22 protein-coding genes are annotated in these 24,785 nt (G+C 64.6%); 10 read left to right on the top strand and 12 right to left on the bottom strand.

What is annotated here, in order from left to right; all coding sequences use genetic code 11:
* Positions 1 to 22: 22 nt before the first annotated feature.
* Positions 23 to 640: an IMPACT family protein gene (locus ACFR99_RS17365; protein ID WP_390290041.1), complete on the top strand. Its 618-nt coding sequence runs from the start codon at positions 23 to 25 to the stop codon at positions 638 to 640.
* Positions 641 to 762: 122 nt separating this feature from the next.
* Here ACFR99_RS17365 and ACFR99_RS17360 read toward each other — a convergent pair whose 3' ends face one another.
* The 3 genes from ACFR99_RS17360 to ACFR99_RS17350 all read right to left on the bottom strand — a co-directional run bounded on the left by ACFR99_RS17360 (position 763) and on the right by ACFR99_RS17350 (position 5,000).
* Positions 763 to 3,471: a TRAP transporter permease gene (locus ACFR99_RS17360; protein ID WP_390290038.1), complete on the bottom strand. Its 2,709-nt coding sequence runs from the start codon at positions 3,469 to 3,471 to the stop codon at positions 763 to 765.
* A complete protein-coding gene (locus ACFR99_RS17355) occupies positions 3,468 to 3,983 on the bottom strand; it encodes a DUF1850 domain-containing protein (protein WP_390290035.1) in 516 nt (171 codons plus the stop codon). Before ACFR99_RS17355 ends, ACFR99_RS17360 begins: the two co-directional genes overlap by 4 nt.
* Positions 3,984 to 4,049: 66 nt before the next feature.
* Positions 4,050 to 5,000: a TAXI family TRAP transporter solute-binding subunit gene (locus tag ACFR99_RS17350; RefSeq protein WP_390290032.1), complete on the bottom strand. Its 951-nt coding sequence runs from the start codon at positions 4,998 to 5,000 to the stop codon at positions 4,050 to 4,052.
* 229 nt (positions 5,001 to 5,229) lie between these two features.
* Between ACFR99_RS17350 and ACFR99_RS17345 the strand changes: the two genes are divergently transcribed.
* Positions 5,230 to 5,433: a YgaP family membrane protein gene (locus ACFR99_RS17345; RefSeq protein WP_390290029.1), complete on the top strand. Its 204-nt coding sequence runs from the start codon at positions 5,230 to 5,232 to the stop codon at positions 5,431 to 5,433.
* Between the two features lie 45 nt (positions 5,434 to 5,478).
* Here the strand turns inward: ACFR99_RS17345 and ACFR99_RS17340 are convergent, their stop codons facing one another.
* Both ACFR99_RS17340 and upp read right to left on the bottom strand, forming a co-directional pair.
* Positions 5,479 to 5,868, bottom strand: a complete 390-nt coding sequence (locus tag ACFR99_RS17340; RefSeq protein WP_390290026.1) for a cupin domain-containing protein — start codon at positions 5,866 to 5,868, stop codon at positions 5,479 to 5,481.
* Between the two features lie 69 nt (positions 5,869 to 5,937).
* The gene (gene upp, locus ACFR99_RS17335) at positions 5,938 to 6,615 is read right to left on the bottom strand and encodes a uracil phosphoribosyltransferase (RefSeq protein WP_390290023.1); all 678 of its coding nucleotides are present in this window, start codon (positions 6,613 to 6,615) and stop codon (positions 5,938 to 5,940) included.
* A 196-nt stretch (positions 6,616 to 6,811) separates the two neighbouring features.
* On the opposite strand from upp, the gene ACFR99_RS17330 reads away from it, so the two are divergent.
* The 3 genes from ACFR99_RS17330 (at position 6,812) to ACFR99_RS17320 (ending at position 9,639) form a co-directional block, all read left to right on the top strand.
* Positions 6,812 to 7,534: a DUF5828 family protein gene (locus ACFR99_RS17330; RefSeq protein ID WP_390290021.1), complete on the top strand. Its 723-nt coding sequence runs from the start codon at positions 6,812 to 6,814 to the stop codon at positions 7,532 to 7,534.
* A 96-nt stretch (positions 7,535 to 7,630) separates the two neighbouring features.
* Positions 7,631 to 8,821 carry an inorganic phosphate transporter gene (locus ACFR99_RS17325; protein ID WP_390290018.1) on the top strand — a complete coding sequence of 397 codons (1,191 nt, stop codon included), beginning with the start codon at positions 7,631 to 7,633 and terminating at the stop codon, positions 8,819 to 8,821.
* Between the two features lie 98 nt (positions 8,822 to 8,919).
* Positions 8,920 to 9,639 (top strand): hypothetical protein, encoded by a 720-nt coding sequence (locus tag ACFR99_RS17320; protein WP_390290015.1) that lies wholly within the window; start codon positions 8,920 to 8,922, stop codon positions 9,637 to 9,639.
* Positions 9,640 to 9,660: 21 nt separating this feature from the next.
* Here ACFR99_RS17320 and ACFR99_RS17315 read toward each other — a convergent pair whose 3' ends face one another.
* Positions 9,661 to 11,064 (bottom strand): hemolysin family protein, encoded by a 1,404-nt coding sequence (locus ACFR99_RS17315; RefSeq protein ID WP_390290012.1) that lies wholly within the window; start codon positions 11,062 to 11,064, stop codon positions 9,661 to 9,663.
* 113 nt (positions 11,065 to 11,177) lie between these two features.
* Here ACFR99_RS17315 and ACFR99_RS17310 point away from each other — a divergent pair, with 113 nt between their 5' ends.
* The 3 genes from ACFR99_RS17310 to ACFR99_RS17300 are packed head-to-tail and all read left to right on the top strand — an operon-like array spanning position 11,178 to position 12,634.
* Entirely contained in the window at positions 11,178 to 11,483 is a 306-nt protein-coding gene (locus ACFR99_RS17310; RefSeq protein ID WP_390290009.1) for a glutaredoxin family protein, read from the top strand.
* Entirely contained in the window at positions 11,483 to 11,998 is a 516-nt protein-coding gene (locus ACFR99_RS17305) for a redoxin domain-containing protein (protein WP_390290006.1), read from the top strand. The genes ACFR99_RS17310 and ACFR99_RS17305 overlap by 1 nt, the downstream gene beginning before the upstream one ends.
* A 51-nt stretch (positions 11,999 to 12,049) precedes the next feature.
* On the top strand, positions 12,050 to 12,634 hold the full coding sequence (locus ACFR99_RS17300) for an L-threonylcarbamoyladenylate synthase (RefSeq protein ID WP_390290004.1): 585 nt from the start codon (positions 12,050 to 12,052) through the stop codon (positions 12,632 to 12,634).
* Positions 12,635 to 12,637: 3 nt separating this feature from the next.
* On the opposite strand, the gene ACFR99_RS17295 is transcribed toward ACFR99_RS17300, so the two are convergent.
* Together ACFR99_RS17295 and ACFR99_RS17290 are read right to left on the bottom strand one after the other, a co-directional pair.
* Positions 12,638 to 13,324, bottom strand: a complete 687-nt coding sequence (locus ACFR99_RS17295) for a hypothetical protein (RefSeq protein ID WP_390290001.1) — start codon at positions 13,322 to 13,324, stop codon at positions 12,638 to 12,640.
* A 315-nt stretch (positions 13,325 to 13,639) separates the two neighbouring features.
* Positions 13,640 to 14,230: a conditioned medium-induced protein 4 gene (locus ACFR99_RS17290; RefSeq protein ID WP_390289998.1), complete on the bottom strand. Its 591-nt coding sequence runs from the start codon at positions 14,228 to 14,230 to the stop codon at positions 13,640 to 13,642.
* 181 nt (positions 14,231 to 14,411) lie between these two features.
* Between ACFR99_RS17290 and ACFR99_RS17285 the strand changes: the two genes are divergently transcribed.
* Entirely contained in the window at positions 14,412 to 16,598 is a 2,187-nt protein-coding gene (locus ACFR99_RS17285) for a heterodisulfide reductase-related iron-sulfur binding cluster (protein ID WP_390289995.1), read from the top strand.
* A 142-nt stretch (positions 16,599 to 16,740) separates the two neighbouring features.
* Here ACFR99_RS17285 and ACFR99_RS17280 read toward each other — a convergent pair whose 3' ends face one another.
* Positions 16,741 to 17,481 (bottom strand): type 1 glutamine amidotransferase, encoded by a 741-nt coding sequence (locus tag ACFR99_RS17280; RefSeq protein WP_390289992.1) that lies wholly within the window; start codon positions 17,479 to 17,481, stop codon positions 16,741 to 16,743.
* Between the two features lie 131 nt (positions 17,482 to 17,612).
* A complete protein-coding gene (locus ACFR99_RS17275) occupies positions 17,613 to 18,854 on the bottom strand; it encodes a class I adenylate-forming enzyme family protein (protein ID WP_390289989.1) in 1,242 nt (413 codons plus the stop codon).
* Positions 18,855 to 19,013: 159 nt separating this feature from the next.
* On the opposite strand from ACFR99_RS17275, the gene ACFR99_RS17270 reads away from it, so the two are divergent.
* Positions 19,014 to 21,089 (top strand): cation:proton antiporter domain-containing protein, encoded by a 2,076-nt coding sequence (locus ACFR99_RS17270; RefSeq protein ID WP_390289986.1) that lies wholly within the window; start codon positions 19,014 to 19,016, stop codon positions 21,087 to 21,089.
* Between the two features lie 33 nt (positions 21,090 to 21,122).
* On the opposite strand, the gene ACFR99_RS17265 is transcribed toward ACFR99_RS17270, so the two are convergent.
* Together ACFR99_RS17265 and alaS are read right to left on the bottom strand one after the other, a co-directional pair.
* A complete protein-coding gene (locus ACFR99_RS17265; protein ID WP_390289983.1) occupies positions 21,123 to 21,905 on the bottom strand; it encodes an alpha/beta fold hydrolase in 783 nt (260 codons plus the stop codon).
* 77 nt (positions 21,906 to 21,982) lie between these two features.
* On the bottom strand, positions 21,983 to 24,760 hold the full coding sequence (alaS, locus tag ACFR99_RS17260) for an alanine--tRNA ligase (protein WP_390289981.1): 2,778 nt from the start codon (positions 24,758 to 24,760) through the stop codon (positions 21,983 to 21,985).
* Positions 24,761 to 24,785 lie beyond the last annotated feature (25 nt).

The following is a 24,785-nucleotide window of genomic DNA, read 5'->3' as shown; positions in this document are numbered from 1 at the left end:
ACGCCCCAAGAGGTGAGTGGCAGTGAGCGATGCCTACCGGACGGTCGCCGAGGCCGCCACCGCCGAGTTCTTCGTCCAGGGCTCGGAGTTCATCGGCCACGTCCGGCCAGTCGACTCCGTCGACGCCGCCGAGGCGTTTATCGACGCCGTCAAAGACGAATACGCCGACGCGACCCACAACGTCCCCGCCTATCGTGTGCGAACCGGCGACGGCGGCTCCGACGGACATTTCCTCCGGGAGTACTCGAGCGACGAGGGCGAACCCTCCGGTTCGGCCGGCAAGCCAGCGCTGAACGTCCTCACCCAGCAAGAACTCGAGAACTGTGCGGTCGTCGTCACGCGCTACTACGGCGGGACGAACCTCGGCGTCGGCGGGCTCGTTCGGGCCTACTCCCGGGCAGTGAAAGAGGCCGTCGAAGCGGCGGGCGTCGTCGAGGAGCGGCCACACGAGCGTGTCGGGATCACCGTCGACTACGACGACTCGGGAACGGTCCGCTCGATTCTGGAAAGCGAAGGCTACGAGTTCGACGCCGACTACGAGACCACGGTCTCCTTCGACGTGCGGGTCCCGCGTGCGGACGCCGAGGCGCTTCGGGATCGGCTCCGCAGCGCGACGAGCGGCCGGGCCGACCTCGAGTGAGACAGCGAGTGCCCCGAGTGACTAGTGCACCCACAACACGGTCTCGGACCCGCTGGCTTGACTGATGGTACAGTATCCGACCAGCCGTCGGCACGTCGAAAAAACGGAACCGTGACGAACGCTTACGCGTCGGCCGGGCTCGGCGCGGCGGATTCGAACTCGGACCCGGACGGTCGCGTGTAGTTACGGTGTGACAGGGAGACGAGAATCGCGAGTCCAAGCATGCGAAGCAGAAGCGTCGCCGAGAGGCCGGTGAGACCGGTGGAAACGCCGACGAGCGCGAGCACGCCTTCGAGGACGAGCAGCGGCACCTCGGGTACCATCAGGAGGATCGAGGCGATCGCGTACAGCGCGCGTTTGCCGGCGCCGACCGACGAGTACTGGTAGCCGATGATCGTGACCCCGAGCGCGTAGACGCCGAGGAACATCCCGAGGATGGGGACGACGACTTCGGGGAGGAAGAAGCCGAGATCCGTGACGTCGCTCCAGCCGATGAGTCCCCACTCGCCGTTGACGTTCCGTGCGAGCAGGATGCCCGGAGAGAACACGAACGCGAACGGGACGAGAATCTTGTTCAGCGAGAGGAGGAACGCGGCGGTCGCGGTCTTGAGTTCGTCGGCTTTGGCGACGCCTGCGCCGGCGAAGGCGGCGACGGCGACTGGCGGCGTGACGTCAGCCATCAGGCCGAAGTAGAGGACGAAGAGGTGAGCCGCGACGACCCAGACGCCCAGATCCTCCATCGGCCCGCCGAGCATCGCGACTAGGATGATGTACATCGCAGTCGTGGGCATTCCCATCCCGAAGATAATCGCCGCAACGCCCGTCAGGCTGAGCAGGATCAGGATCGAACCGCCGCTGACGGCGTCGATGAGCGCTGCGAGGTTCGGGCCGAGTCCAGAGACGCTGATCACGCCCGGAACGACGCCTGCGGCTGCGACGGCGATGACGACGGTGGTCGCGGTCCGTGCACCCGAATCCATCGATTTCAGGATGAACGTCCCGAACCGGTAGCCGGCGTTTTTTCCGAGTGACGGGCGGCTGAGCAATTCTGCACTCCGACGCGCGGAGTTGTCGATCGAGTCGTCGAGTTCGAGCAGCGGCGCATCGGCACGCGGACGGACGAACAGGAAGGCGACACTGACGAGGATCGCGATCGTTCCGAGATCCGAGACGGCCGCGCCCGCCGCGGCACCGAGCGCGTACGGGTCAGCCGCCGACTCGAGGCCGAGTAGGACCTGCACTACAGACCCGAGGCCGACGCCGTACGTCGCGAAGGCCGCGGCGTTGGCAAGCGTGAGCGCCGTGATCGAGCCGAGCAGCGGCACGCGGCTGCGCTTGTCGTAGGCGGCCACGACGGCGATCATCGCGGTGATAGCGATGATCGCGTACCAACCGGCGCGGTTGATCGACAGGCGAGCGACGACCAGGAAGTAAATCAGGAGCGCGAGCGGAATCAGGTAGAACCAGCCGGACCGGAAGTTCTCGAGACCGTTTGGAAGTTCACCGCGTGCGAGGCCGCCAATCCCACCGCGGACCGCTTCGAAATGAACCATGACCCACATCCCGAAGAAGAACGCGATCGCGGGTAGGGTCGCGGCCATGATCACGTCGGAGTAGGACGTTCCGGTGAACTCGACGATGAGGAACGCGGCCGCGCCCATCACTGGTGGGAGGACCTGGCCGCCCGACGACGCTGAGGCTTCGACCGCGCCGGAGAACTCGGGCGAGTAGCCCGAGCGCTTCATCAGCGGGATCGTGAACGCGCCCGTCGTCACCGTGTTAGCGATCGACGAACCGCTGAGCATCCCCATGAACCCGCTCGAGACGACACTCGCTTTCGCCGGACCACCCTTTCTAGTGCCGGTCAGCGAGTACGCGAGGTCGATAAACCACTTACCAGCGCCGCTCATCTCGAGGAAGGCCCCGAAGAGGATGAAGATGTAGATGAAGCGAACGCTGACGGCGACGGGCGTGCTCATGATGCCCGCCTCCGTAGTGTACCAGAGGTCGTAGACGATACTCCCCCAGGTTTCGGGCTGGATCGCCAGCGCTCCGATCACCGAATCGCTCGAGATGAAATACCCCCATCGAGCGTAGACGATGAACGACGCGATCAGCGACATGAGGACCACGCCCAGTGTCCGGCGCGTCGCCTCAAGCACGAGCAGAATTCCAAGCACGCCAAGCAAGAACGCGCCGGACTGTCCGTCGATCGGCACGCCGAGCGTGGTCAGTCCGGCGACGAGAGGCGCGAGTGGCGGGACGGCCTCGTCGAGTGGCGCACCCGACTGGATGCCGAAGGTCGCCAGCTCCTGGATCTCCTCGTACGAAGTCACGAAGTAGTACGCCGGGAACAGCGAGAGGGTGGCGAGGAGGGCGTCGAGTGGCGTGATCCGACTCAGGCTCGGATCAACGGCCGCCCATCGGACGCCGTCCCGGAGCCGTTCGACGGCGTGCGTGACGGGGCTGTCCGGACCGAACCGACTACTAACGGCGGAGGCGATCGCGCCGAGTCGGCGAGCGACGAACTCGTCGCCGGTACTTGCCGGGAACAACAGAAATGCGAGGACGAGCGCGAAGGTCACGTGGATCGCGTACACCTGCAGCGGCTGGAGCGACGCGATTTCGACAGTTCCGATACCCGGCAGCGTCGCACTGAACTTGTAGCTGCGGGCCGCGATCCACATCTGGAACGCCGAGAACGTGATGCCGATCAGGGCGACGAGTGCAGCCGACAGCCCCTGATGAGATCGACTTCGCTCGACCTCCTGTAGTAGTTCGTCCTGTTCCTCATTCGAAAGGGAGTCTGCGTCTCGTGAATCTGTACTCATGGTATCATGTGTGCTGATTTCGGTTCGTCTATCGATACGGTTCGAGCCGTCGACTCGAGGAGGTCGCCGACGAGCGTCTGCTCGGTCACTGTGAGGGTGACGTCGCCATCGGACAGCGAGACGAGGTCGTAGCGTTCACCGTCGACGATGAGTTCGTGCCCAGCGATCGAGCCCGGAACGACGCCGATTTCGTCGTACGATTCGTCGACCTCGAGAACGAGTCCCTCCTCGGTCGTCTCGACCGGCGCATCCGAGGGCAGGCCAGCGCCGTGTGAATGAAAAACCATCCGGTCCATTCGGAGCTGGGTCCCGTCGACGACGTAGATATCCTCGATGGCCGTCTTCTCGACGCTGTGGGTGTACGAGAGCGTGACGACGTCCCCGTCGTCGACCGGTACAGACAGGAGTCGTTCGTCGGTGTCGGTATCGGTGACGACGAGCGTCCGGTGTGCCGACGCGGTCGAGGTGACGGTCGCTGTCGCTCCGACTAGGACGAGGACGGCCACGACCACGGCCAGATAACGGTATGGTAGGCGAGTCACGGTCGATAAAGTACGTAGTCGGTTGCGCCGTTTGGCTCAGCCGAAGTATGCCGCAGCGCCCGGGTGGAGGTCGATGGGCATTCCGTCCTGTGCCGAGTCGGCATCGATGAAGTCCGACTTCTGGTCGATATCGTCGACGTTATCGAAGATCGCCGTCGTGACGTCCTCGACGACCGCCTCGTCGGCCTCCGCGTGGGTCGCGATCATCGCCTGGACCGACACCGTCTCAAGGTCCTCGCTGATGCCGTCGTAGGTGTCGGCGGGAACCATATCCTCGGCGAACCACTCGGCGTCGTTCATGATGTCCTCGCGGGTCTCGCCGCCGATCTCGACGAGCGAGATATCCGAGCTGGTCGCGAGATTCTCGACGGAACCGACCGGCCACCCGCCCACAACGAACGCCGCGTCGACATCACCGTCGCGGATCTGGTCGGTCGCCGTATCGAAGCCGGTGTTCTGCTCGGTGAAGTCGCCCTCCTCGATGCCGGCGGTCTCGAGGATCTGCAGGGCGTTGACCTGTGTCCCGCTGCCGGCGTCACCGGTGTTGACCGTCTTCCCGTCGAGGTCTTCGACCGTCTCGATCCCGGAGTCAGCCTGCGTGATGACGTGGATCGTTTCGGGGTACAGCGTCGCGACGCCGCGAATGTTCTCCATCGCGTTGCCCTCGAGGTCCTCGGGGCCCGTGCCGTTGACTGCGAAGTAGGCGACGTCGTTTTGAATCAGCGCGAAGTCGGCGTCCTCGCGGTTGAGGTTCCCGACGTTCTCGAGGCTCGCACCGGTCGACTTGACCTGCAGCGAGTAGTCCGTGTTGTCCTCGACGATCGTCTTGAAGTTGTTCGAGAGCGGGTAGTACGTGCCGCCGGTGCCGCCGGCGTGCCACGAGAGCGTGTTTCCACTCGTACTATCGCTGCTACAGCCGGCAAGTGCCGTCAACCCGGCAGCACCTGCTGCCGTCACGAATTGTCGTCTGTTGAGATCGTATGACATACTTGCACGATAATAGCGAGGCTATTTATGCATTATCAATTTCGAAGGGTCATGTTTCCACATCTGTTACTGATTGTGGACATCCAACAAGTGTTTGTTAACTAATATTATCCATATTGTGTAATATAAGGTATATTATTTATATTCTGACTGCGAGTAGCGACCGAATCCGTCTGACCCCGATTGTGGCAGGGGAATCTATACCCCGCTTCGTCATGTTCGACTGAGCATGGACAGGAACGTCTGTGGAGTCAACCGGGCAGGCCGTGTGCTTCTCGCGATGGGGCTCCTCATCGTCGGCTATCGTACCCGACAGCGGACGCTCGGCACGCTCGCGTTCGTCGCCGGCAGCGACCTCCTCGCCACCGCGGTCATTCAGCGCTGCCCGGTAAACGCGCTGCTTGGGATCGACACCTGCGACACCACACCGTAGCAAAAGAGCGGACACTCGAGTCCAGGCGGCTCTCAACTTATTCCATCAGCGGCTGCTCCCCTCGTCGGGCTCGTACGGGACCGCGTCGTCGTCGACCGGCGGTGCACCGATCGCGATCACCGAGACCGGTTCGTCGGCGTCGTCGGGGTTGTACGCCCGGTGGGGTGCTTCGGGCTCGGCTGCGAACATCGATTCCTCGGGGACGGTAAACTCTTTCTCGGGCGTCTCGACGTGCAGCGTCCCCGAGAGGACGACGAATGCCTCCTCTTGAGTCTCGTGGGAGTGGTAGGCAAGCGGGAGCTGCTCGCCCGGTGCTGCGTCGAAGCGATTGATCGCGATCGCGTCCATCCCGGCTGCGTCGCTCAGCCGTCTGAGATCGCAGGGGCGGTTATCGACGTACTCGCAGTCGTCCGGATCGACAACGCTGTAGCTCATCACAGTTCGATTCGGGGCGATCCGCAAAAGTCCGTTGTCCCGTTCAGTGAGAGCTGGCGCGCACGCGGCTCACGTCGTCCGGAACGCGCGGTCGCCGGCGTCGCCGAGCCCAGGGACGATGAAGCCGTCGTCGTCGAGTCGGTCGTCGATCGAGACCGTCAGCAGGTCGGCCTCGTCGAACTCGCCGCCGACGCGAAGCAGGCCTTCAGGTGCCGACACCGCCGAGAGGACGATCAGGTTCTCGGGGTCGGGCGAGTTCTCGATGACGTGATCCAGAACAGTACACATCGTACTCCCCGTCGCGAGCATGGGATCGGCGATGATGACCGTGTCCTCCTCGGTGATCTCGGGCAGTTTGACGTAGTCGACCGTAATGGGGAACGAGCCGTCCTCGTCGCGGCCGGCCTCCTCGTCACGGCTCGCGCTGATGACCCCCTGTCGCGCCCGCGGGAACGCCTTCAGCAGTCCCTCGACGAACGGCGTCGCGGCGCGCAAAACGTTGATGATGACCACGTCGTCCAGCCCCTTGACGCGCTCGCCCATCGTCGGCTCGAGCGGCGTTTCAATCTCGACGTACTCGGTTTCCATCCGGCCGTCGATGATCTCGTAGCCACAGATTCGGCCGAGTTTGACCAATCCCTTTCGGAAGCTGACCTGCTCGGTCTCGACGTCGCGCAGGCGCGAGAGCGTGTCCTTCGCCAGTGCGTGCGTGATGAGATAGGCGTTATCCCGGTCTTCGATCGGCATATCCCAACAGCCACTCGCCGGGTAGTTCACAGTATCGATCACCGGCGAGCCCCAGCTCACACTGAGACCCACAGACAGCAGGTACAGCATACCTGCGTACGACTCGGTGCCGTGTGACAGGCAGACGCGGTCGTCACCAGACGAGTGCCGGCAGAGAAGTTTATACCTGTTCGCACGTTATCAGTCGGCCAGTCGAATGGAAGAGAGCATCTCGGGATTCAAAGTTCGCGGTGACTGGGGCGACATCGTCGAACACGGCGAGCGCATCACGCGCGCGCTTCGAGAGGTCGATGTCCACGACTCCGAGCAGGCCGGCGACGCGGACTACACCGCTGCCTTCGAGGAGTGGGACGAATGGCGTCCGAAGGCCCACGAAACGCTCGATTCAGACGTCAGCGAGAAGACGGCCGATCAGGCCAGCGTCGAAGAGGGCAAGGGCGAAAAAGCTGGCAAGGAGCCCGACGAGGACATCAAGACCGCCGGCGAGAAACTCTCGGAGTCGTACGAACGGCTCGAGGAAGACGACGCCGAGGCGGCGGTCGGCAACTGGAAGGAGTCGATCGACTACGTCGCGCGAGCGGCCGACTCCGCGGGGCGCAAGGCCCTGCGACGGGTCGAAGACACGGTCTACCAGAACGTGATGACCCAGCTCGCGCCGTATTACTTCGACAACGAACTCGTCAGCGCCAACATCCAGCAGTCGGCGCGCAACGGCGACAACGGCGAGCAGTTCGTCTTCGAGATCAACGTCAACGACGACGAGCTCAAAGAGATCGTATCCGACCGCCTCGCCGAGTACGAAGACGAGATCGACCGCTGGCACGTCGAAGTCGAAAAGGACACCGACGCCGCCGAAGCCATCGAAGGAGCGGAGCCGCCACCCGAACCCGACGACAACTCCAAGTCGACAACGAACTGAGGCGGGCGAACATGTCAGCCGTGGGACGGCCGACAGCGGTACTGCCAGCCGAAGGTCGGCACACACTTGTAGGAACACCATATAGAAAACGAGTAGATGGTCGATATCGCTACAGTCGGGGCCTTCGCCGTAGCCGCGGTCGCGAGTCTGTTCATGGCCTGGGCGATCGGTGCCGGCTCGAGCGGCTCGACGCCGTTTGCCCCGGCAGTCGGTGCGAACGCGATTTCGGTGATGCGAGCAGGCTTTCTCGTCGGGCTGCTCGGCTTTGCCGGCGCGGTGTTACAGGGCGCAAACGTCTCCGAGGCGGTCGGCACCGAACTTATCGGCGGCGTGACGCTGTCGTCGACCGCCGCGACGCTCGCCTTGCTCATCGCGGCCGCGCTGGTCGCGATCGGCATCTTCACGGGGTATCCGATCGCGACGGCGTTTACCGTCACCGGCGCGGTCATCGGGACCGGCCTCGCCATGGGCGGCGACCCCGCGTGGGCGAAGTATATCGAGATCGCCGCCCTCTGGGTGCTCACGCCGTTCGTCGGCGGCTTCATCGCGTACGCGGTCGCTCGAGCCCTCCGGGCCGACACGATCACGGAGGAACACCTCGTCATCGGGTTGGCCGCCGTCGTCGGCGCGATCGTCGCCAACATCGAGTTCGCGATCCTCGGCGCGGGTGCCGGCGGCGCGTCGATCGCACAGGTATCTGGCAGTTCGCTCCCCGTCCCCGCGGCTGCCGGTACCGCCGCTGCCACGCTGATCATCGCGGCGCTGTGGGCGGGCGCGATCGCGCTCGATCTCGGCAACGGAACCGAACGCGGCGAGCGACACTTCCTGCTCGTCCTCGGCGGCCTCGTGGCCTTCTCGGCCGGCGGCAGTCAGGTCGGGCTCGCGATCGGCCCGTTGATTCCGCTCTCGAACGACCTCGAGTTACCGTTGCTCGCGATGCTCGTCGGCGGCGGCTTTGGCTTACTGCTCGGGTCGTGGACCGGTGCACCACGGATGATCAAGGCGATCGCACAAGACTATTCATCGCTGGGGCCGCGCCGATCGATCGCGGCGCTGATCCCCTCATTTATTATCGCGCAAGCCGCTGTGTTCTTCGGCATCCCGGTCTCGTTCAACGAGATTATCGTCAGCGCGATCATCGGCAGCGGCTACGCGGCGGCCGGCGCTGGCGGTGGCGTCAGCGCTCGCAAGATGGGCTTCACCGTCTTCGCCTGGGTCGGCTCGCTCGCTGGCTCGATCGTCGTCTCCTACGTCGGCTACATCGCGGTCGATGCGCTCGTGTTGTAAGACAGTAATTTAACGGTGTACCAGCGCAGCCGTCGGATGATCAAGATCCTGTCGAGCGACATCGAACGGTCTTTACACGACGGGTCGTGAAATCGAGTATGGACGAGGACGCCGTCGATGGCACCGAAATCCCAGACGACGCGATCCAGTGGCGACGCGACACAAGCACCTCGCGTACTGTGCGACTGCTCTGGACCTTCGGCGTCGGGACGTTCTTCGCCGCGATCAGTATCGTCGTCAGCTGGCGACTGTACAGGATGGCCAGCGAGATCGGCGGTGGCATCGTCGTCGTGGCCCTCATCGCGGCACTGGCCGCGACGGTTCTCGCGCTCGCCGCCACGGACGAGACCGAGCGATATCTCGAGCGACTCCCTATCGATGTCTCGTCGGGGGCGAGTCTGGATCGAACGATAGACGCCGCCGTCGGCACGGTCGTAATGGGGATCGTGATCGGCACGCTGCTGGGTATCGGCCGATACGTCTCCCAAAACGAGGTGTTGACCGTCGGTGCCAGCCCCTTCACCGCGCTGGTCACGCTGTTGCTGCCGCTTGCGTTCGTCGCACTCGTGCTCTCCTCGTTTCTGCAGTCGGTCGGCACGTTCGATCACGAGGCGGGAACGATCTACCTCTACGAACCCAAGCAAGCGATCGACCTCGCGGTGATCGAGGACGTTTCGATTCGCACGATCGGCGACACGGCTCTGCTGACGCTCAGCTACGCCCAGCCCGACGGCCAGTACGTCGAAGGCCCGCGTCGCCTCGTCGTGCCGCCCGCAGTCGCACGCGACGTCGCGGCGCTCGTCAAATCGAAGAACTGACATTCCGTACCGCCGACGACATTACTCGTCGTGATCGTCGACCTCGAGCGTGGTAGCCTCGTCGCCCTCCTCCTCGGCGTCGTCGTCGGGCACCGTGAGCTTCTTGAGTCGCGCTTTCATGATACGCGTGTTCTCAACGGTCTCGACCGTGATCCGGACGCCGTCGTAGGTGATCTCTTCGCCCTCTTCGACGAGGCGGCCCGCACGGTTGAAAATGAAGCCGGCAATGGTCTCGAACTCCTGGCCCTCGGGGAGGTCGATCTCGAGGGTTTCGTTGACGTCCTCGATGTTGACCTCGCCGCGGACGAGAACGGTGTCCTCGTCGATCGCCTCGATCGGCTGTTCCTCGCCGCCTTCGAGGATCTCGCCGACGATCTCCTCGATCATGTCCTCCATGGTCACCAGCCCTTCGGTGGTGCCGAACTCGTCGATGACGATCGCCATGTGCATCCGGTTCTCGCGCATCTCCGAGAGCAACTCGTCGACGTTTTTCGACTCGGGGACGTGCAGCGTCGGCTGGATGAGATCGGCGAGCTCGAGGTCGTCGCCGTCGGACTCGCCGTAGTTGAGGTCGCGGACGAGATCGCGGATGTGAACGACTCCCTGAACGTTGTCGAGACTGCCCTCGTAGACGGGCACACGGGCGTGGCCGCTCTGGATACAGGTCTCGATCGCCTCGTCGATGGCGGCGTCTTTCGGCACCGCCGTCATATCCAGTCGCGGCGTCATGACCTCCTTGACGATCGTGTTGTTAAAGCGGAATATCCGCTGGAGCATCTCGTGTTCCTCCTCCTCTAAGACGCCCTCTCGCTCGCCGGACTCGATCATCTCCTGGATCTCGTCGCGGGTGACGTAGGGCGACTCGATCGCGCCCGTCGACCCGATGAGCCTGTTGATCTGTCGGGTGAGGTAGTCGAAGAGGACGATGAGCGGATACAGCAGATACTCCGTCGCCTTCAGCGGTTTGGCGATTCGAATCGACCACGTTTCGGTGTTCTCGACGGCGTAGGACTTGGGGACGCTCTCGCCGAACAGGAGGACGAGTGCGGTGATCCCAAACGTCGCCAGCAGGACGCCCACCAGTCCCCCGAAGTGAATCGAGAGGATCGCCGTCGCGATCGAGGACATCGCGATGTTGACGATGTTGTTGCCGACCAGGATCGTCACGAGCAGCCGATGTGGGTCGTCCTTGAGCCCTCTGACGAGTTCTGCGTCCGGAACGCCGTCCTCGATCATTCCCTCGAGGCGGTGTTTCGGAAGGTTGAACATCGCGATCTCGGACGAAGAGAAGAACGCGGAGAGAGCAATAAGGACGACGATCGCGACCGTACCGAGAGTCGTCACCAGCGACTGATCGACCTCGACGCCCACGATCGGGAGCGCGTAGGCGGCCACCAGCGCTTCGAACAGCAGAGACAACGCCATTGATATACAGCCTTATGGCTGAATCGGTTAACAGTTTCCTATTTGATGGTCGAATGACGGCCATCGCCGCCGCCGACGACACGTTTACCCGGCCGTTTCCGCTACAAACGGGTATGAGTGAAACCGCCGAGCCACCGATCACGTTCTACCGGTTGCAGGGCTGTCCGTTCTGCGAGCGGGTCGCCCGGCTGTTAGACGAGTACGACCTCGAGTATCGCTCGCGGTTCGTCGAACCGATGCACTCGGAGCGCGACGTCGTCAAACGCGTCGCCGGCGTCCGGACCGTCCCCGTCATCGTCGACGACACCACCGGCGTCACGATGGCCGAGAGCGCAAACATCGTCGACTACCTCGAGACGACCTACAGCGGGGGCGACCGTCCCGACACGGCCGCGGCGAACGCGGGAGGCGAGAACTGATGCTCGGCTTCGACGTCGTCGATCTCGGTCCAGCGGATCATCCCGAACCCGGCGAGACAGCACCTGCGTTCACCCGCCCGCTGGTCACCGACGAGTTCTGGGAGGATCAGTCGCTGTCGGCGCTCGTCGACGAGCACGACGGCCCGACCGTCCTCGTATTCACGCCGATGGCCGGCTCCTTCCTCGCGAAGTACGTCTGGGACGAACTCACGGCCCGCGGCTGGGACGAGCACGAAGCGCAAGTCGTCGGCCTCACAGCGTCGACCCCCTACGAGATCAAACGGTTCGTCCACGACAACGACTACCCCTTCCGGTTCTTCGCCGATCCCGGAAACGATGTCGCCGAGGCCTACGGCATCGCGCACGACCTCGACGGGATGACCGGCATCAGCGAACCCCGCGTCGCCGTCTTCGCGCTCGACGCGGACCACACCGTCGAGAGCGCGTGGGTCGCCACCGACTGGCCCGAGTTTCCCGACTACGACGAGCTCGAGGCCGACCTCGGCCTCGAGTAACACGGCCCCGAGCGACAGCTTTTTGCTCGAGATCGGCCGATTTCGAATCGAATGAGCGAATTCGACCGTGCAGCCGAGGCGATCGACGCCGGGGAACTCGTCGTCTATCCCACCGAGACCGTCTACGGCCTCGGCGCGGCGGCACTCGAGCCCGATGCCGTCGAGCGGGTCTTCGAGGTGAAAGGACGCGACCGATCGAAGCCGCTGTCGTTTGCAGTGCCGTCGGTGCCGTCGGCGCTGCAGTACGTTCGCGCGACCGAACGGGAACGGCGATTCATGGCGACGTTCCTTCCCGGGCCCGTGACGGTCCTCTGTCGGCGACGCGAGGCCGTCCCCGACGAACTCACGGCGGGTCGCGACCGCGTCGGCGTTCGCGTCCCAGATCACCCCCTCGCGCTCAGGCTCTGTGAGAAAGCTGGCACGCCGATCACGGCGACGAGCGCGAACGTCAGCGGCCGACCGAGCGTCCGGGAACTCGAGGACCTCGACCCGGAAATCCGCGAGGCCGCCGCAGTGGCACTCGACGGCGGTGAAACCGATGGCACTGAAAGCACCGTTGTCGACGTCTCCTCGGAGACGATCCATCGCCGCGGCGCACAGGCCGACGAGATCGAAGCCTGGCTCGAGACGCACTGACCGCTATCCGATCCCGAGCAGCGAACGCAAGGTTCGCGTCTTGACCCCACACTCGGTGGCGAACTCACAGGACTCGCATTTCGAACGGGTCTTCGTCCGCGGCGGTGGGCCATCCAGCTCGCGAACCGTCCTGAGCGCACTGCGATACTGTGCTTTCCGGCGGGTCGTCATGTCGACCGACCGAATCACGCCGTAGGCCGGATACTCGAGCCAGACCCGTTCGATCGATTCCTGATGTTCCCATGCCAGTGCCTTTGCCGCCGCGACCGCGTGAACAGACTGTGACTTCCAGACGCCTGTTTCAGGTGGTTCTCCCGACGAGACAAGCGCCGGCTCGAGCGGCTCGGCAAGAACCTTGTGGACGATGCCGCGACAGTGCCGTCCGGTTGCGAACACGTCCCGCTTGTCAGGGTCACGGAGCCGCTTCCAGTCGCCTGCATCCTCGAGGCGCCGTCTCGTCGCTGCCAGCCGCTCACGATAGCGACCGGGAGGGACGGCGATCGGCTCGGACTCGAGGGCATCCGGCGGGGCCTCGAGCAGGGGTTCGTACCGGAGCTCGAGTGCGCGGATCGCCTCGACTTCCGGCGGCGGTTCACGCTCTTCGGCCGGCAGCGTCCGCTGATAGTAACACTTCCGCGCACAGTAAGCGGCGGTTCGGAGGTCGCTAAAGGAAACGTGGGGGCGAGTCACGGGTCGTCTGGCCGCGGCTTCCCATAAAAAGGCTCGCTGAGTGATCCGACGGCTGTCCGCTAGCGGTTCGTGAGAGGGTCGGCGGAAGTCAGTGCTGCATCCGCGAGCGACCGAGGGAGCGAGTGGGCCGACGACTGACCCAAAGCGAGCGACGCGAGCGACGGGGAAGGAGGAGTGCTTTTGATCAACCGTTTACCGAGGGACGTCACGCTGTGTGGCGAAGCCGCCAGCGTGACAGACCGTGGTTCGAGACGCCAAAGGCGTCTCGTCATCACGAGAGAGCGAAGCTCTCTCGAACGACAGCGTAAAAGGTTGTTAGAAGTCCACGTCCGTCTCCATCCCTTCCGTCGCGTCCTCGAGGCCGTCTTCGCGGACATCGGTGGTCATACGTTCGGTGATGTCGGCGTCGGCGAGGATGCTGTCGAACTCGTCGCGGTAGCGGTCGTTAGCCGTTCGGGACTGAGTCTGTGCCTCGGCGACGCGGCGAGCACGACGGATCTGGGCCTCGCTGACGTCGTACTCGTCGGCGAGCGTCGCGTCGTCTTCCTCGCGATCGCGGATCGCCGCGAGGTCGAGGTCGTCGGCGTCGTCCTCGTCGATGAGGTGCAAGGACAGCCGCGCGTCGAAGACCACGTCTTCGTCGACCTCGAGTTCGGCAGCGAGGTCGGCGTCGCTTCGCTCGTCGTAGAAGCCTCTGGCAACAGCAATCAACTCGTCGTCGGACAGCGGCGTCTCGAACGCGTAGCGCTCGCGCATCTGCTGGACGACGCTCCGGAGGCGTTCCTCGTCCGAGCGCTCGTCTCGCTCGAGCGAGCCGCGAGTGTCCTCCTGTGATTCGGTGATGGTTTCCTCGCCGTCGGTGACGTCGGTGAAGATATCACGGAGTTCCTCAGTTTTTTCGTTCATGGGTGGACACTCCCGACGGGAGTCTATTTAAGCCTGTTGCCAGATAACGTCGAGGGAGGCCGTTCGAATGCGGATCGAATTATGAACTTCAAATACTTGTAGGATTTTCGCACGACTGCAACGGGGTTTGCCTCGGTTCAGTGTGACAAGAATTAAGTCACAGCCACCCACCTCATTGTGCATGAATACGTTAGCACAGGCAGACGTCGCAAGGGAGACGTACTGGGGAATCACCAGCGTCGAGTACGCGGTGTTTTACTTCCTTGCGTTCGTGACGGTCGCCGTCTTTACTTACGGTGTCTACCGCCGGTTCGCTCGGTACGCACAGGGTGACGGCGATTCGCTCCCCCGTCTCGACGAGCTGCAACGGCGCGTCGTGAGCGCAGCCAAGATCGTCCTCTCGAACGAGAAGCAGTTCAACAGGGACCTCTACGGCGGGTTGATGCACTCGTTTATCCTCTGGGGCTTTCTGACGCTGTTTATCGCGACCTCCATTCTGATGGTCGAGGAGTACGGCGCACAGAAGCTCCTCCACGCCTCGTTCTGGAACGGTGACTTCTATCTCGCCTACCAGTTCATCGTCGACGCCATGGGCCTGCTGTTCGTCGTCGGCATCGGCATGGCGCTCTATCGGCGCTACTGGGTCCGCAACCACCGTCTCTGGGATCGCCACACCTCTCTCGAGGACGATCTGTTCATCTGGACGCTGTTCGCCCTCGGCATTGGTGGCTTCCTGCTCGAGGGATTGCGCGTCTACAGCGCCGGGATTCCCGACCACGAGACCGTCAGCTTCGTCGCCTACGGGATGGCACTGGGCTTCGACGCGATCGGACTGGCGACGCTGGGGCCCGAACAGGCCGGACTCAACGGGGCCGGTTTGAACGTCGAGAACCTCCACTGGCTCGCGTGGTGGACCCACTCGCTGATCGCCTTCTTCTTCATCGCGTGGATCCCCTACGCCAAGCCGTTCCACATGCTCTCGTCGTTCGCCAACGTCGTCACCCGTGACGAGAAAGCCGGGAAACGGCTGCCCAACGTCCCCTCGGATCTGGACGCGACCAACGCCGAATCTATCGACGATTTCACCTGGAAAGAACTCCTCGACCAGGACGCCTGTACCAAGTGTGGGCGGTGTTCGTCGGTCTGCCCCGCCAAAGCCTCCGACCGCCCGCTCGATCCGCGTAACGTCATCCTCGACCTGAAATCCTACCGTGAAGACCTCGAGGCCGGCGGGGAGGACCAGCCGATCGTCGCCCACGGTGGCACCTCGGTGATCGACGCCGAGACGATGGAGTCCTGTATGGCCTGTATGGCCTGTATGGACGCCTGTCCCGTCGAAATCGAACACCTCAAGAGCTTTACCCGCCTCAACCGCCAGCTCACCGATCAGGGTGACATCGACTCGAGCATGCAGGACGTCTTCCAGAACGTCATGCAAAACGGCAACACCTTCGGTGACTCACCCCGGAATCGGGGCGACTGGACCGAGGAACTCGAGTTCGACGTGGCCGACGCTCGCGAGGAGGAAGTCGACTACCTCTGGTACGTCGGCGACTTCCCGAGCTACGACGAGCGCAACAAACAGGTCGCACGCTCGCTGGCCACGATTTTGAAAGAGGCCGACGTCAGCTTCGGCATCCTCTTCGACGACGAAAAATTCGACGGCAACGACATCCGCCGCGTCGGCGAGGAGTTCCTCTACATCGAACTCGCTGGCCACCACGTCGAGACCTGGGAGGACTGTGAGTTCGACACGATCGTCTGTACGGATCCGCACTCCTACAACACCTTCAAAAACGAGTATCCCGAGGTCGACTTCGAGGAGTTCGCCGACGACCCCATGATGCCCTTCGAGTACGACGAGCAGTGGAACAAAGACGGCGAGGTCGAGGTCTACCACTGGACCCAGGCCGTCGAAGAACTCGTTCAGGACGGTCGACTCGACCTGACCGGCACCGAACTCGACTACACGGTCACCTACCACGACCCATGCCATCTCGGCCGGTACAACGACGAGTACGAGGCCCCGCGTGAACTCATCACAGCGACGGGCTGTACGTTAGACGAGATGCCCCGCAACCGCAGCAACTCCTTCTGCTGTGGTGGCGGCGGTGGCGGCCTCTGGATGGACTTCGAAGAAGAGCCCAAACCCAGTGAAGAACGGATTCGCGAAGCCCTCGAGGATACCGACGCTGGTAGCGACGTCGAGAAGTTCGTCGTCGCCTGTCCGATGTGCATGACGATGTACGAAGACGGCCGCAAGACCGGCGGCTACGAGGACGAGATCGAAATCGTCGACATCGCCGAACTCATCGTCGAAGCGATCGGCAAGACCGAGGAAGCGAAGGTCGAGGTCGCAGCCGACTAACGACGACCCGTTTTCGACGACGTCTCTCGCGACCGGTTTTCGTGGTGTGACTCGAGCGTGATCGATTCGTCGTAGGAGATCAATCAACTACTGAACGGTGTTGCTCGTCTCGAGCGAACCCGGATCGTGAAAATATAGCTCTTCAGTCGGAGCCGCTGGCTCGAGTCACCGCGTCGTGACTCTCGGCCCCGGATGCAACGTCTCCGGCCCGTACCTCGCGGACGAACTCGAGGAAGTTGTCGAAGACGAGTTTCGCCTCGCACGATTGCTGATAGTTCTCCGGGGTGATCTCGGCGAGGATCGACTCGAGGCGCTCGTCGGAGAGGTCCTTGCGGTGGACGAGTTCCCGGGCGGTCTTGCTGTCGTACTCGGGATGGAACTGGACGCCGAAGACACGGTCCTTGCGGAAGCCATGGTTCGAATACTCGTTTTCGGCAAGGGGCTCGGCACCGGACGGGAGCTCAGTGACCGCGTCGGAGTGGCTGGTGAAGGCAGTGAAGATCTCGTCGATGCCGTCGAACAGCCGTGACTCGCCGGTGTGCTCGATCTCGCTGTAACCGACCTCGTAGACGCCCATGTCCGCGACGGTGCCGCCGAGGACGTCGGCCAGCAGCTGGTGGCCCCAGCAGACGCCGAGGAAGGGGACACCGCGGTCGATCGCCTCGCCGACCCACTCCTTGACGGGGCGCATCCAGTCGTCGTCCCAGTAGACCGACGACCGGGAGCCAGTGACTACAGCGCCGTCGTAGTCGAAGCCGTCGGGGACCGTCCCATCGGTGGCGTCGAACTCCGCCAGCGAGGCGTCGAGTTCGCGACGAAAGTTCCGCGTCGTGTTCTTGTCCTGATGGGCCGCGTTCAGGACGGCGATTCGGAGGTGACTCATTGCGATCTAGTGGTAACTCAGTAAAAATAGGCCTTGTGCACAGTGCCGACGTTGCCGTGACCGACGAGGTCGAGAGTGGGCGCGTCGCTCGAGCCGACGGGCCCGCAGCGATCGGGGGAAAGCGATGCCGATCACTGCGGGCGATAGATGCCGCTCTCATCCCGGCTAAACTGCTCGCCGGTGTGGAACCAGCCGTCCGTGAACCGACCGAGATCGTCGGCCTCGTCGTATTTGGCGCGCCCGCGTTCGGCGGGCTCGTACCAGTCCCCATCGTCGGTACCGAGAGCGCTCACGTAGCCGTCGGCGAGCATCGGTCCTGACAGTTGCAATTGTCCCTCAGCCACGCCCTCGAGGACCATCCCCTCCTCGTCGACCAGACGGGCGCGACAACCTGGCACCGGGTGACCGACGGGAGCACCGTCGCCGTCGGAACCTGACGGGTCGGTGTCGAACCCGCCGCTCATAGCGGTCGGACACTCGAGGCAGCCATAAACCGGTGCGACCGGAACGTCGTGGTCCCGGTAGGCCGCGACCGCCTCGTCGTCGGCCGGTCCCTCGCAGACGACGCGCTCGAGCGAGTCGACCGCGTCGTCGAATCCGGATTCGGCCGCGATATCGCGAATCGCCCGTTCACGGCCGAGCAAGAGCGTCGCGTTCTCCGCGGCCATCGCGGTCGTGGCGTCGCCGGGATCGAACGCGCGGTCGAGCAAGAGCGTGCCGCCGACGTACAGCACCGACAGCGCGACGCGGACGAGGCCGTCGGGGGTCGACAGCGGCGTCGTGAGCGGCACGACGTCGTTGGCGGCGAGCCCCCACGCGACGACGCCCGTGATGCAGTTGCGCTCGATGGCGGTAGCCGAATAGCCGGCAACCGGTCGGCCGGTCTCACCGTGGAGCACCAGCGTCGGCGTCGCGTCCGTCGGTTGCTCGCTGCGGTCGATCGGCTCACCCTCGGTCTCGGCCAGCGCCTCGAGCGTCACGACCCGATCGAAGGGGATCGATCGCACCAGATCGCGCTGGGCCGCCTCGGCGACGACCAGTTCGGGCTCGAGGACGTCAAACGGTCGTTCGACGGTAGCCGGCGTCAGCAGGTGCGAGATCGGCGCGAACGTCGCGCCGAGTCGCCGACAGGCGAAAAACAGCGCGAGCGCGGCGACCCGGTTTCTGGTGACGAGACAGACCGTGTCGCCGGCCCCGACCTCGCGCGCGGCGAGCCGCTCGGCGATCCGATCCGCGACCGTTGACAGCTCTCGGTACGAGACCCGATCCTCGTGGATCGTCTCCGCGGGGGCATACAACCGCCGCTCGGAGATGTCGATAACCGCCGTCCGATCCGGAAACTGCTCGGCCCGTCGAGCCAGAGAGAGGGTCACGATAGCTCCTCCAACGTCGTCGCTCGTAGTATCTTGGGGTCCGATCGCAAGCACCCGCGCACCGGAGACGAGCCTCCGTTCCCGCTGGCTGGCAACCGCGGAGATCGGTCGAAAAACAGTACATCAAAGGCACCCCCTCACTTTCCGGAAAGCAAACAGATGCAGCTCTCGTGGTCCGAAGCGCCGTCGGTCGTCGCGGTTCCGGACGTCCCACTCGAGGAGCCGGTGCTCGTTTTCACCATCGCGCTGGCGGTGTTTCTGGTCGGCCCGCTGGTCGTCCGACGACTCGGACAGCCGGGGATCGTCGGGGTCGTCCTGCTCGGCGCGATCCTCGGTCCCGGCGGAACGGGGCTGGTCGCTCACAGCGACGCGATCGTCCTGCTCGGCGAGGTCGGGTTGATCTACCTCCTCTTTACCGTGGGCCTCGAACTCGATCTGCGGCAGTTCTCCGAAGATCCGAGCAGCGCGGCCCTGTTCGGCCTCGTGAGTTTCGGTCTCCCGTTCGTCGTCGGGACGATCGCCGTGATTGGACTTCTCGGTCTGGATCCGCTCGCCGGCCTCCTGCTGGCGGCCGTCTTCGCCTCGCACACGCTGCTCGCGTATCCGATCGTCAACCAGTACGACATCACGGGGAACCGGGCGGTGACGGCCGTTTTCGGCGGTATCCTCTTTACGGACACGCTCGCCCTGTTCGTCCTCGCGCTGGTCCGCAGCGCGGCCGAGACGGGACTGACCGCCGGCGTCGTCGTCGGAAAGATCGTTTCGCTGGCCGTCCTGCTGGGTGGCGTCTGGTTCGTCGTTCCGCCGGTCGCCCGCCGGTTCTTCCGGAACTTCAGCGAGGAGAGCTACTTCGAGTTTCTCTTCGTCGCGGCCGTCTTCTTCGGCGCGGCCAGCCTCGCGACGCTGCTGGACGTCGCTCCCATCCTCGGCGCGTTCGTTGCCGGCCTCGCGCTCAACCGGTTGATCCCCCAGGGCGGGACGCTGCTCTCACGGATCGAGTTTGCCGGCAACGCCTTCTTCGTCCCCTTCTTCCTGCTGCACGTCGGGATGCTGGTCGACGCGACGGTCGTCTTCCGGGGTCGGCGAACGCTCGAGGTGGCGGCCGTGATCGTCGGTGTCATGGTCGCCCTGAAGTGGCTGGCCGCGTGGCTCGTCACCCGCGTCAAGGGGTACACCGCCGACGAGCGGGGCGTCATGTTCGGGCTCTCGATCGGACAGGCCGCGGCGGCGCTGGCGATCACGCTGATCGGCTACGACGTCGGGCTGTTCGACGCCGCGATCCTCAACGCGGTCGTCCTCATGTTGCTCGTGACCGCCGTCGCCAGCCCGTGGGTGACGAAGCGAGCGGGGCAGCGGCTCGCACTGGCCGAAGACGTCGAACCGGGCGACGGAGCACCCACCGATCCGCGGATCCTGTTGCCGATCTCCCACACCGCCGATCGCCAGCGACAACTGCTCGAGTTGGCCTTGCTGTTCAAAGGCGACGAGCGGGAGCGACCGATCCACACCCTCACCGTCGTGCGACCAGACCGGAGCGGCGACCCGGACCGGGCGGTCGACGAGGCCTACGACGACCTCGAGGAACTCACCGCCGCCGGGAGCGAGGCCGAGGTCCCCGTCACCTCGGAGATCCGGGTCGACCACAATCCCGCCTCCGGGATCGTCCGCGGCGCGCTCGAGGTGCAGGCGGACCTGCTCCTGCTCGGCTGGGACGCCCAGCGGTCGCTCGGCCAGCGGCTGTTCGGGAGCGTCATCGACCAGGTCCTCGAGCGGACGACCGACCCCGTGATGGTCGCCCGGCTCGGTCACCCGGTGAACACGACCGGCCGACTCTTCGTCGTCCTCCCGGACGGGATCGACCACCACGAGGGCTTCTTCGAGAGCGTCGCCCTGCTCAAGCGGCTCGCCGATCGCCTCGGCGCGCCGCTTATCGTCCTCGCGGTCGGCGGCTCGGCTCACCAGTACGAACGGCTCTTCGCTCTCGTCGAACCGGAACTGGACGCCGAGTTCCGCGAGCTACACTCGTGGGAGGCGCTGCACTCGACCCTCGAGGACGAGGCGACGGCGGACGATCTGGTCAGCGTGATCTCCTCGCGACCCGGCAGCGTCGGCTGGCACGACCAGCTCCGGGAGCTACCGTATCGACTGGCCGCGCTTCCCCCGGGGTCGTTCCTCCTGCTCCACCCGCGAGAGGACGACCCGGAGTACGATCGACAGTTCCTGCGATTCAAGTGAGAAGCGGTCGCCTCCGGTCTCGAGCGATTCCACCTATCCGTCGGCGGTCTGCGCCTCGAGAAAGCCCAGCAACAGGTCGTTGACCGTCCGCGAGCGCTCGACGAAACAGAGGTGACCCGCGCCCTCGAGCGCCCGGAACTCCCCGCGGGGCAGTCCCCGCGCCAACTCCCGGCCGGCGGCGGGTGACACCAGCTCGTCCGCGCCGCCGTGGATCACCCGCGTCGGCTGAGTCACCTCGACCAGCCGGTCGGTCGCGTCGAAGCCCTCGAGCGCTGCCACCTGTGCCGCCCAGCCCGCCCGGTCGGCGTCGCCGTCGGCCCGCCAGTCGACGATGCCATCGCGCACGTCGGGCTGGGCCTCCAGAAAGTCGTCAGAGAGGCCCGCAGAAAGCGACCGGCGAAGTTCGTCGAGGTCGTCCGGCGGTGCGAACAAGGGCTCGAGGTCGAACGCGTCCCCGCGCGCGGCAGTGCCGAACAGCGTCAGCGTCGCGACGCGACTCGAGGTCCGGGCTGCCTCGAGTGCGATCGCACCGCCGAGGCCACAGCCGACGAGGTGGGCGTTGCGGAGCTCGCAGTCGGCGAGGACTGTCTCGAGGTCGGCGACAAGCGTCTCGAGGCTGTAGGGGCCAGGCGGTGCGTCAGACCGGCCAGTTCCCCGGAGATCCCAGACGATGGCCTCGTACGGGCCGGCGATGGCAGCGTGTTGCCACCCCCACAGCCAGCCGCCGAGGCCGGCCTCGGGGACGAAGACGACGGGGTCACCCTCGCCCGCGCGGTCGTAGTACAGCGAGGTGGTTCCGTTCGTTGCGGTGGGCATGGGTAACTCGAGGGGACGAACGCTGAAAGAAGGGATCGGTTTCGTTTCGCTCGAGTAAGAGCCGGATTAGCGCTCGCTCAAGCGTTCAGGATCTGACGAAGGACCTCTGGGGCATCCTCGAGCGCCCCATCGAGATCGTCGACGTTGGGGCCGCCGCCCTGTGCGAAGTCCGCCGGGCCACCGCCGCCGCCGCCGACCTTCGCGGCGAGTTCGCCGACGACTTCGCCGGCGTTGACGCCGACATCGTCGGGGACGGCGACGACGAACTGGGCACCGCTTGCGCCGCTGCCGAGGACGGCGATCTTGCCGTCTTCGGCGAGGGCGTTGGCGGTCGCGCGCAGTTCGTCCATGTCGGCGTCGATCCGGTCGATGACGGCCGTCGCGTCGCCGACCTCGACTTCTTCGCCGCTGCCACCGCCGCCAGCGCGAGCCTCGGCGAGTTGTTCTTTCAGGTCCTCGATCTGCTTGCCGCGGTCCTTCCACTCCTCGAAGAACCGTTCGGCGGTGTCGGGGACCGCCTCGGGCGAGACGTCGAGGATCTCGGCGGCCTCGTAGAGTGCGTCCTCTTTTTCCTGGGTCGCCTCGATGGCGGCCTCGCCGGCGGCGAAGGTGATCCGCTCGACGCCGTCCTGGACGCGCTCGGTCGAGAGGACTTTGATCGTGCCGATGTCGCCGGTGCGGGCGACGTGGGTGCCACCGCAGGCCTGGGTGTCCTCGTCGACGTGGATCAGCCGGATCTGCTCGCCCGGCGGGATACCTCCCTGGTAAAGGTCGAAGCCGTGTTCGGCTTCGGCGTCGTGGCGGTCGGGCCACTCCTGGGTGACCGACGTGTTGTCCATGACGATCTCGTTGGCGCGGTCCTCGATTCGTTTGACGTCCTCGCGGCTGATGCGGTCGTAGTGGCGAACGTCGATTCGGGAACTCTCGACGCCCTTCTGGGCACCGGCCTGGCGGATGTGCTCGCCGAGCACCTGGCGTGTGGCGTGGATGACGATGTGGGTGGCCGTGTGATGGCGCATCAGCTGCCGGCGACGGCTGCCGTCGATCTGGCCGTTGACCAGTTCGCCCTTGCCCGGGTTCTCGTCGGTCCGGTGGAGGATGACGCCGTCCTCGATCTGGACGTCTTCGACCTCGACGGTCGTGTCGTCGGTCGAGAGCGTCCCCGTGTCAGCGGGCTGGCCACCGCCTTCGGGGTAGAACATCGTCTGATCTAAGACGACATCGTAGCCGTCCTCACGCTCGAAGACGTCGAGGACGACCGCCTCGAACTGGGTACGACTCTGGTCGTCGTAGTACAACTTCTCCGTCTCCGGGAGGTCTTCGAAGCGTTCGTCCTCGCCTTCCTCCGTCTCGGCGGCCGCCTCCGGGGTGTCGTGGCGCTTCGCGACGAGACTGTAGAAGTCGTCAGGTACGTCGACTTCTGCACCCGCGTCCGCAGCGATCTCTTCGACCATGTCCGGCTGGAGCCCATGGGAGTCGTAGAGTTCGATCAGTTCCTCGGTCGGGATCGGCTCGCCTTTCTCCGCGTACTCCTCGGCCATCGCTTCGACACGGCGGCCACCGCGCTCGAGCGTCTCGCGGTACTTCTCGACCTCGGTACGGACGATGTCGCGGATCGTATCGCGGTTCTCGTACTCGAGGCGTTCGGCCTGCATGTCGACGAGTTCGTCAAGCGGCGCGTCGACGCCGGCTGTATCACAGAGGCGTTTGGTGCGTCGCAACACCATTCGCGCGAGATAGCCCGTCCCGACGTTCGAGGGAACGATGCCGTCGCCCAGCATGTAGGCCAGTGTCCGGCAGTGGTCGGCGATCGCGTAGATGTCCTCGAGGGGCTCCATCAGCGCCTCGAGTTCGGCGGCGTCGACGTCGAGTTCGGCCGCGATCTCGCCGCGGGCAGTCTCCATGTCCTCGGCCTCGTCGATGTCCATATGGCCCGCGAGCTTCGCCGCACGATAGATCAAGTCTTCTTCCTCCTCGGTGTGTTCGAGGTCGGCGTTCTCTTTGAGGAAGGCGATCATATCGGGGTAGACCGCCTCGTAGACGGTCGGCGTCCCCTGGGAGACCCAGGTCCACCGCTCTAACCCGTACCCGGTGTCGACGATGTAGGTGTCCATCGGGCTGTAGCGGTTGCCGTCTTTCATCTCGTACTCGCCGTCGGGGTCTTGCTCCATCGACATGAAAACGAGCGTCGCGAGTTCGACGCCCCGATAGATGACCTCGATGGCGGGCCCGGCGTTGCCGCCGCCGACCCACGGGTCCTCGATGTAGATGACCTCCTCGAGATCGACACCCAGCGAGTCGAAGAAACCGTCACAGAGTTCGACGGTCCGGTCCTTCCAGTAGACCTCGCCGTGGTAGGCGTACTCGTCTTCGTCGACGTCCTCACGCGTGTTGAACGCGTGGTGGGCCATCATCTCGAAGGCCATCGTGTGTCGGCCGGTCTTGCCGACGTTGTCGATGTCCTGCATCCGGATGCAGGGCTGGGAGACCGTCAGCGGGTTCGCCGGCGGCGGCGTCTCGCCGCTCGTGACAAGCGGCTGGAAGTCGTAGATCGACGCCTGGGTCAACAGGACGTCGTCACGCCAGCGGTTCGCCGCGACCGGGTAGGGTTCGATGCGTTCGTGGTCGTGATCCTCGAAGTAGGAGAGAAAGGTCTCACGCATCTCCTCGAGGCTGTACTCGTCGTCGAACCCCGAGTTGTCAATGAAGCCGTACTCCTCGCAGGGCGGCTCACCACAGGTCTCCCTGTCGTGGTCGCGCGTCCAGAAGTGAGCGCCACATTTCGGGCACTCCTTGCGCTCGAATCCTTCCTCCTCGAAGTACTCGAGGCGGTACTCCTCCTCTAGTTCGCTCATTACGCGTCTATTGCCCGTGCAGCGC

It is taken from the genome of Haloarchaeobius amylolyticus, from assembly GCF_042678045.1.
GTDB classification, from domain to species: Archaea; Halobacteriota; Halobacteria; order Halobacteriales; family Natrialbaceae; genus Natrinema; species Natrinema amylolyticus_A.
Note: the sequence above shows the minus strand (reverse complement) of the source record. Positions and strands in the feature narration are given on the sequence as shown.

Bases quoted from the DNA above. Each gene is read 5' to 3' on its own strand.
- ACFR99_RS17330 (WP_390290021.1), top strand. From the start codon at position 6,812: ATGGAAGAGAGCATCTCGGGATTCAAAGTTCGCGGTGACTGGGGCGAC.
- upp (WP_390290023.1), bottom strand. From the start codon at position 6,615: ATGCCGATCGAAGACCGGGATAACGCCTATCTCATCACGCACGCACTG.
- ACFR99_RS17320 (WP_390290015.1), top strand. From the start codon at position 8,920: ATGGACGAGGACGCCGTCGATGGCACCGAAATCCCAGACGACGCGATC.
- ACFR99_RS17345 (WP_390290029.1), top strand. From the start codon at position 5,230: ATGGACAGGAACGTCTGTGGAGTCAACCGGGCAGGCCGTGTGCTTCTC.
- ACFR99_RS17280 (WP_390289992.1), bottom strand. From the start codon at position 17,481: ATGAGTCACCTCCGAATCGCCGTCCTGAACGCGGCCCATCAGGACAAG.
- ACFR99_RS17265 (WP_390289983.1), bottom strand. From the start codon at position 21,905: ATGCCCACCGCAACGAACGGAACCACCTCGCTGTACTACGACCGCGCG.
- ACFR99_RS17325 (WP_390290018.1), top strand. From the start codon at position 7,631: ATGGTCGATATCGCTACAGTCGGGGCCTTCGCCGTAGCCGCGGTCGCG.
- ACFR99_RS17340 (WP_390290026.1), bottom strand. From the start codon at position 5,868: ATGAGCTACAGCGTTGTCGATCCGGACGACTGCGAGTACGTCGATAAC.
- alaS (WP_390289981.1), bottom strand. From the start codon at position 24,760: ATGAGCGAACTAGAGGAGGAGTACCGCCTCGAGTACTTCGAGGAGGAA.
- ACFR99_RS17310 (WP_390290009.1), top strand. From the start codon at position 11,178: ATGAGTGAAACCGCCGAGCCACCGATCACGTTCTACCGGTTGCAGGGC.
- ACFR99_RS17300 (WP_390290004.1), top strand. From the start codon at position 12,050: ATGAGCGAATTCGACCGTGCAGCCGAGGCGATCGACGCCGGGGAACTC.
- ACFR99_RS17350 (WP_390290032.1), bottom strand. From the start codon at position 5,000: ATGTCATACGATCTCAACAGACGACAATTCGTGACGGCAGCAGGTGCT.
- ACFR99_RS17290 (WP_390289998.1), bottom strand. From the start codon at position 14,230: ATGAACGAAAAAACTGAGGAACTCCGTGATATCTTCACCGACGTCACC.
- ACFR99_RS17270 (WP_390289986.1), top strand. From the start codon at position 19,014: ATGCAGCTCTCGTGGTCCGAAGCGCCGTCGGTCGTCGCGGTTCCGGAC.
- ACFR99_RS17360 (WP_390290038.1), bottom strand. From the start codon at position 3,471: ATGAGTACAGATTCACGAGACGCAGACTCCCTTTCGAATGAGGAACAG.
- ACFR99_RS17285 (WP_390289995.1), top strand. From the start codon at position 14,412: ATGAATACGTTAGCACAGGCAGACGTCGCAAGGGAGACGTACTGGGGA.
- ACFR99_RS17315 (WP_390290012.1), bottom strand. From the start codon at position 11,064: ATGGCGTTGTCTCTGCTGTTCGAAGCGCTGGTGGCCGCCTACGCGCTC.
- ACFR99_RS17305 (WP_390290006.1), top strand. From the start codon at position 11,483: ATGCTCGGCTTCGACGTCGTCGATCTCGGTCCAGCGGATCATCCCGAA.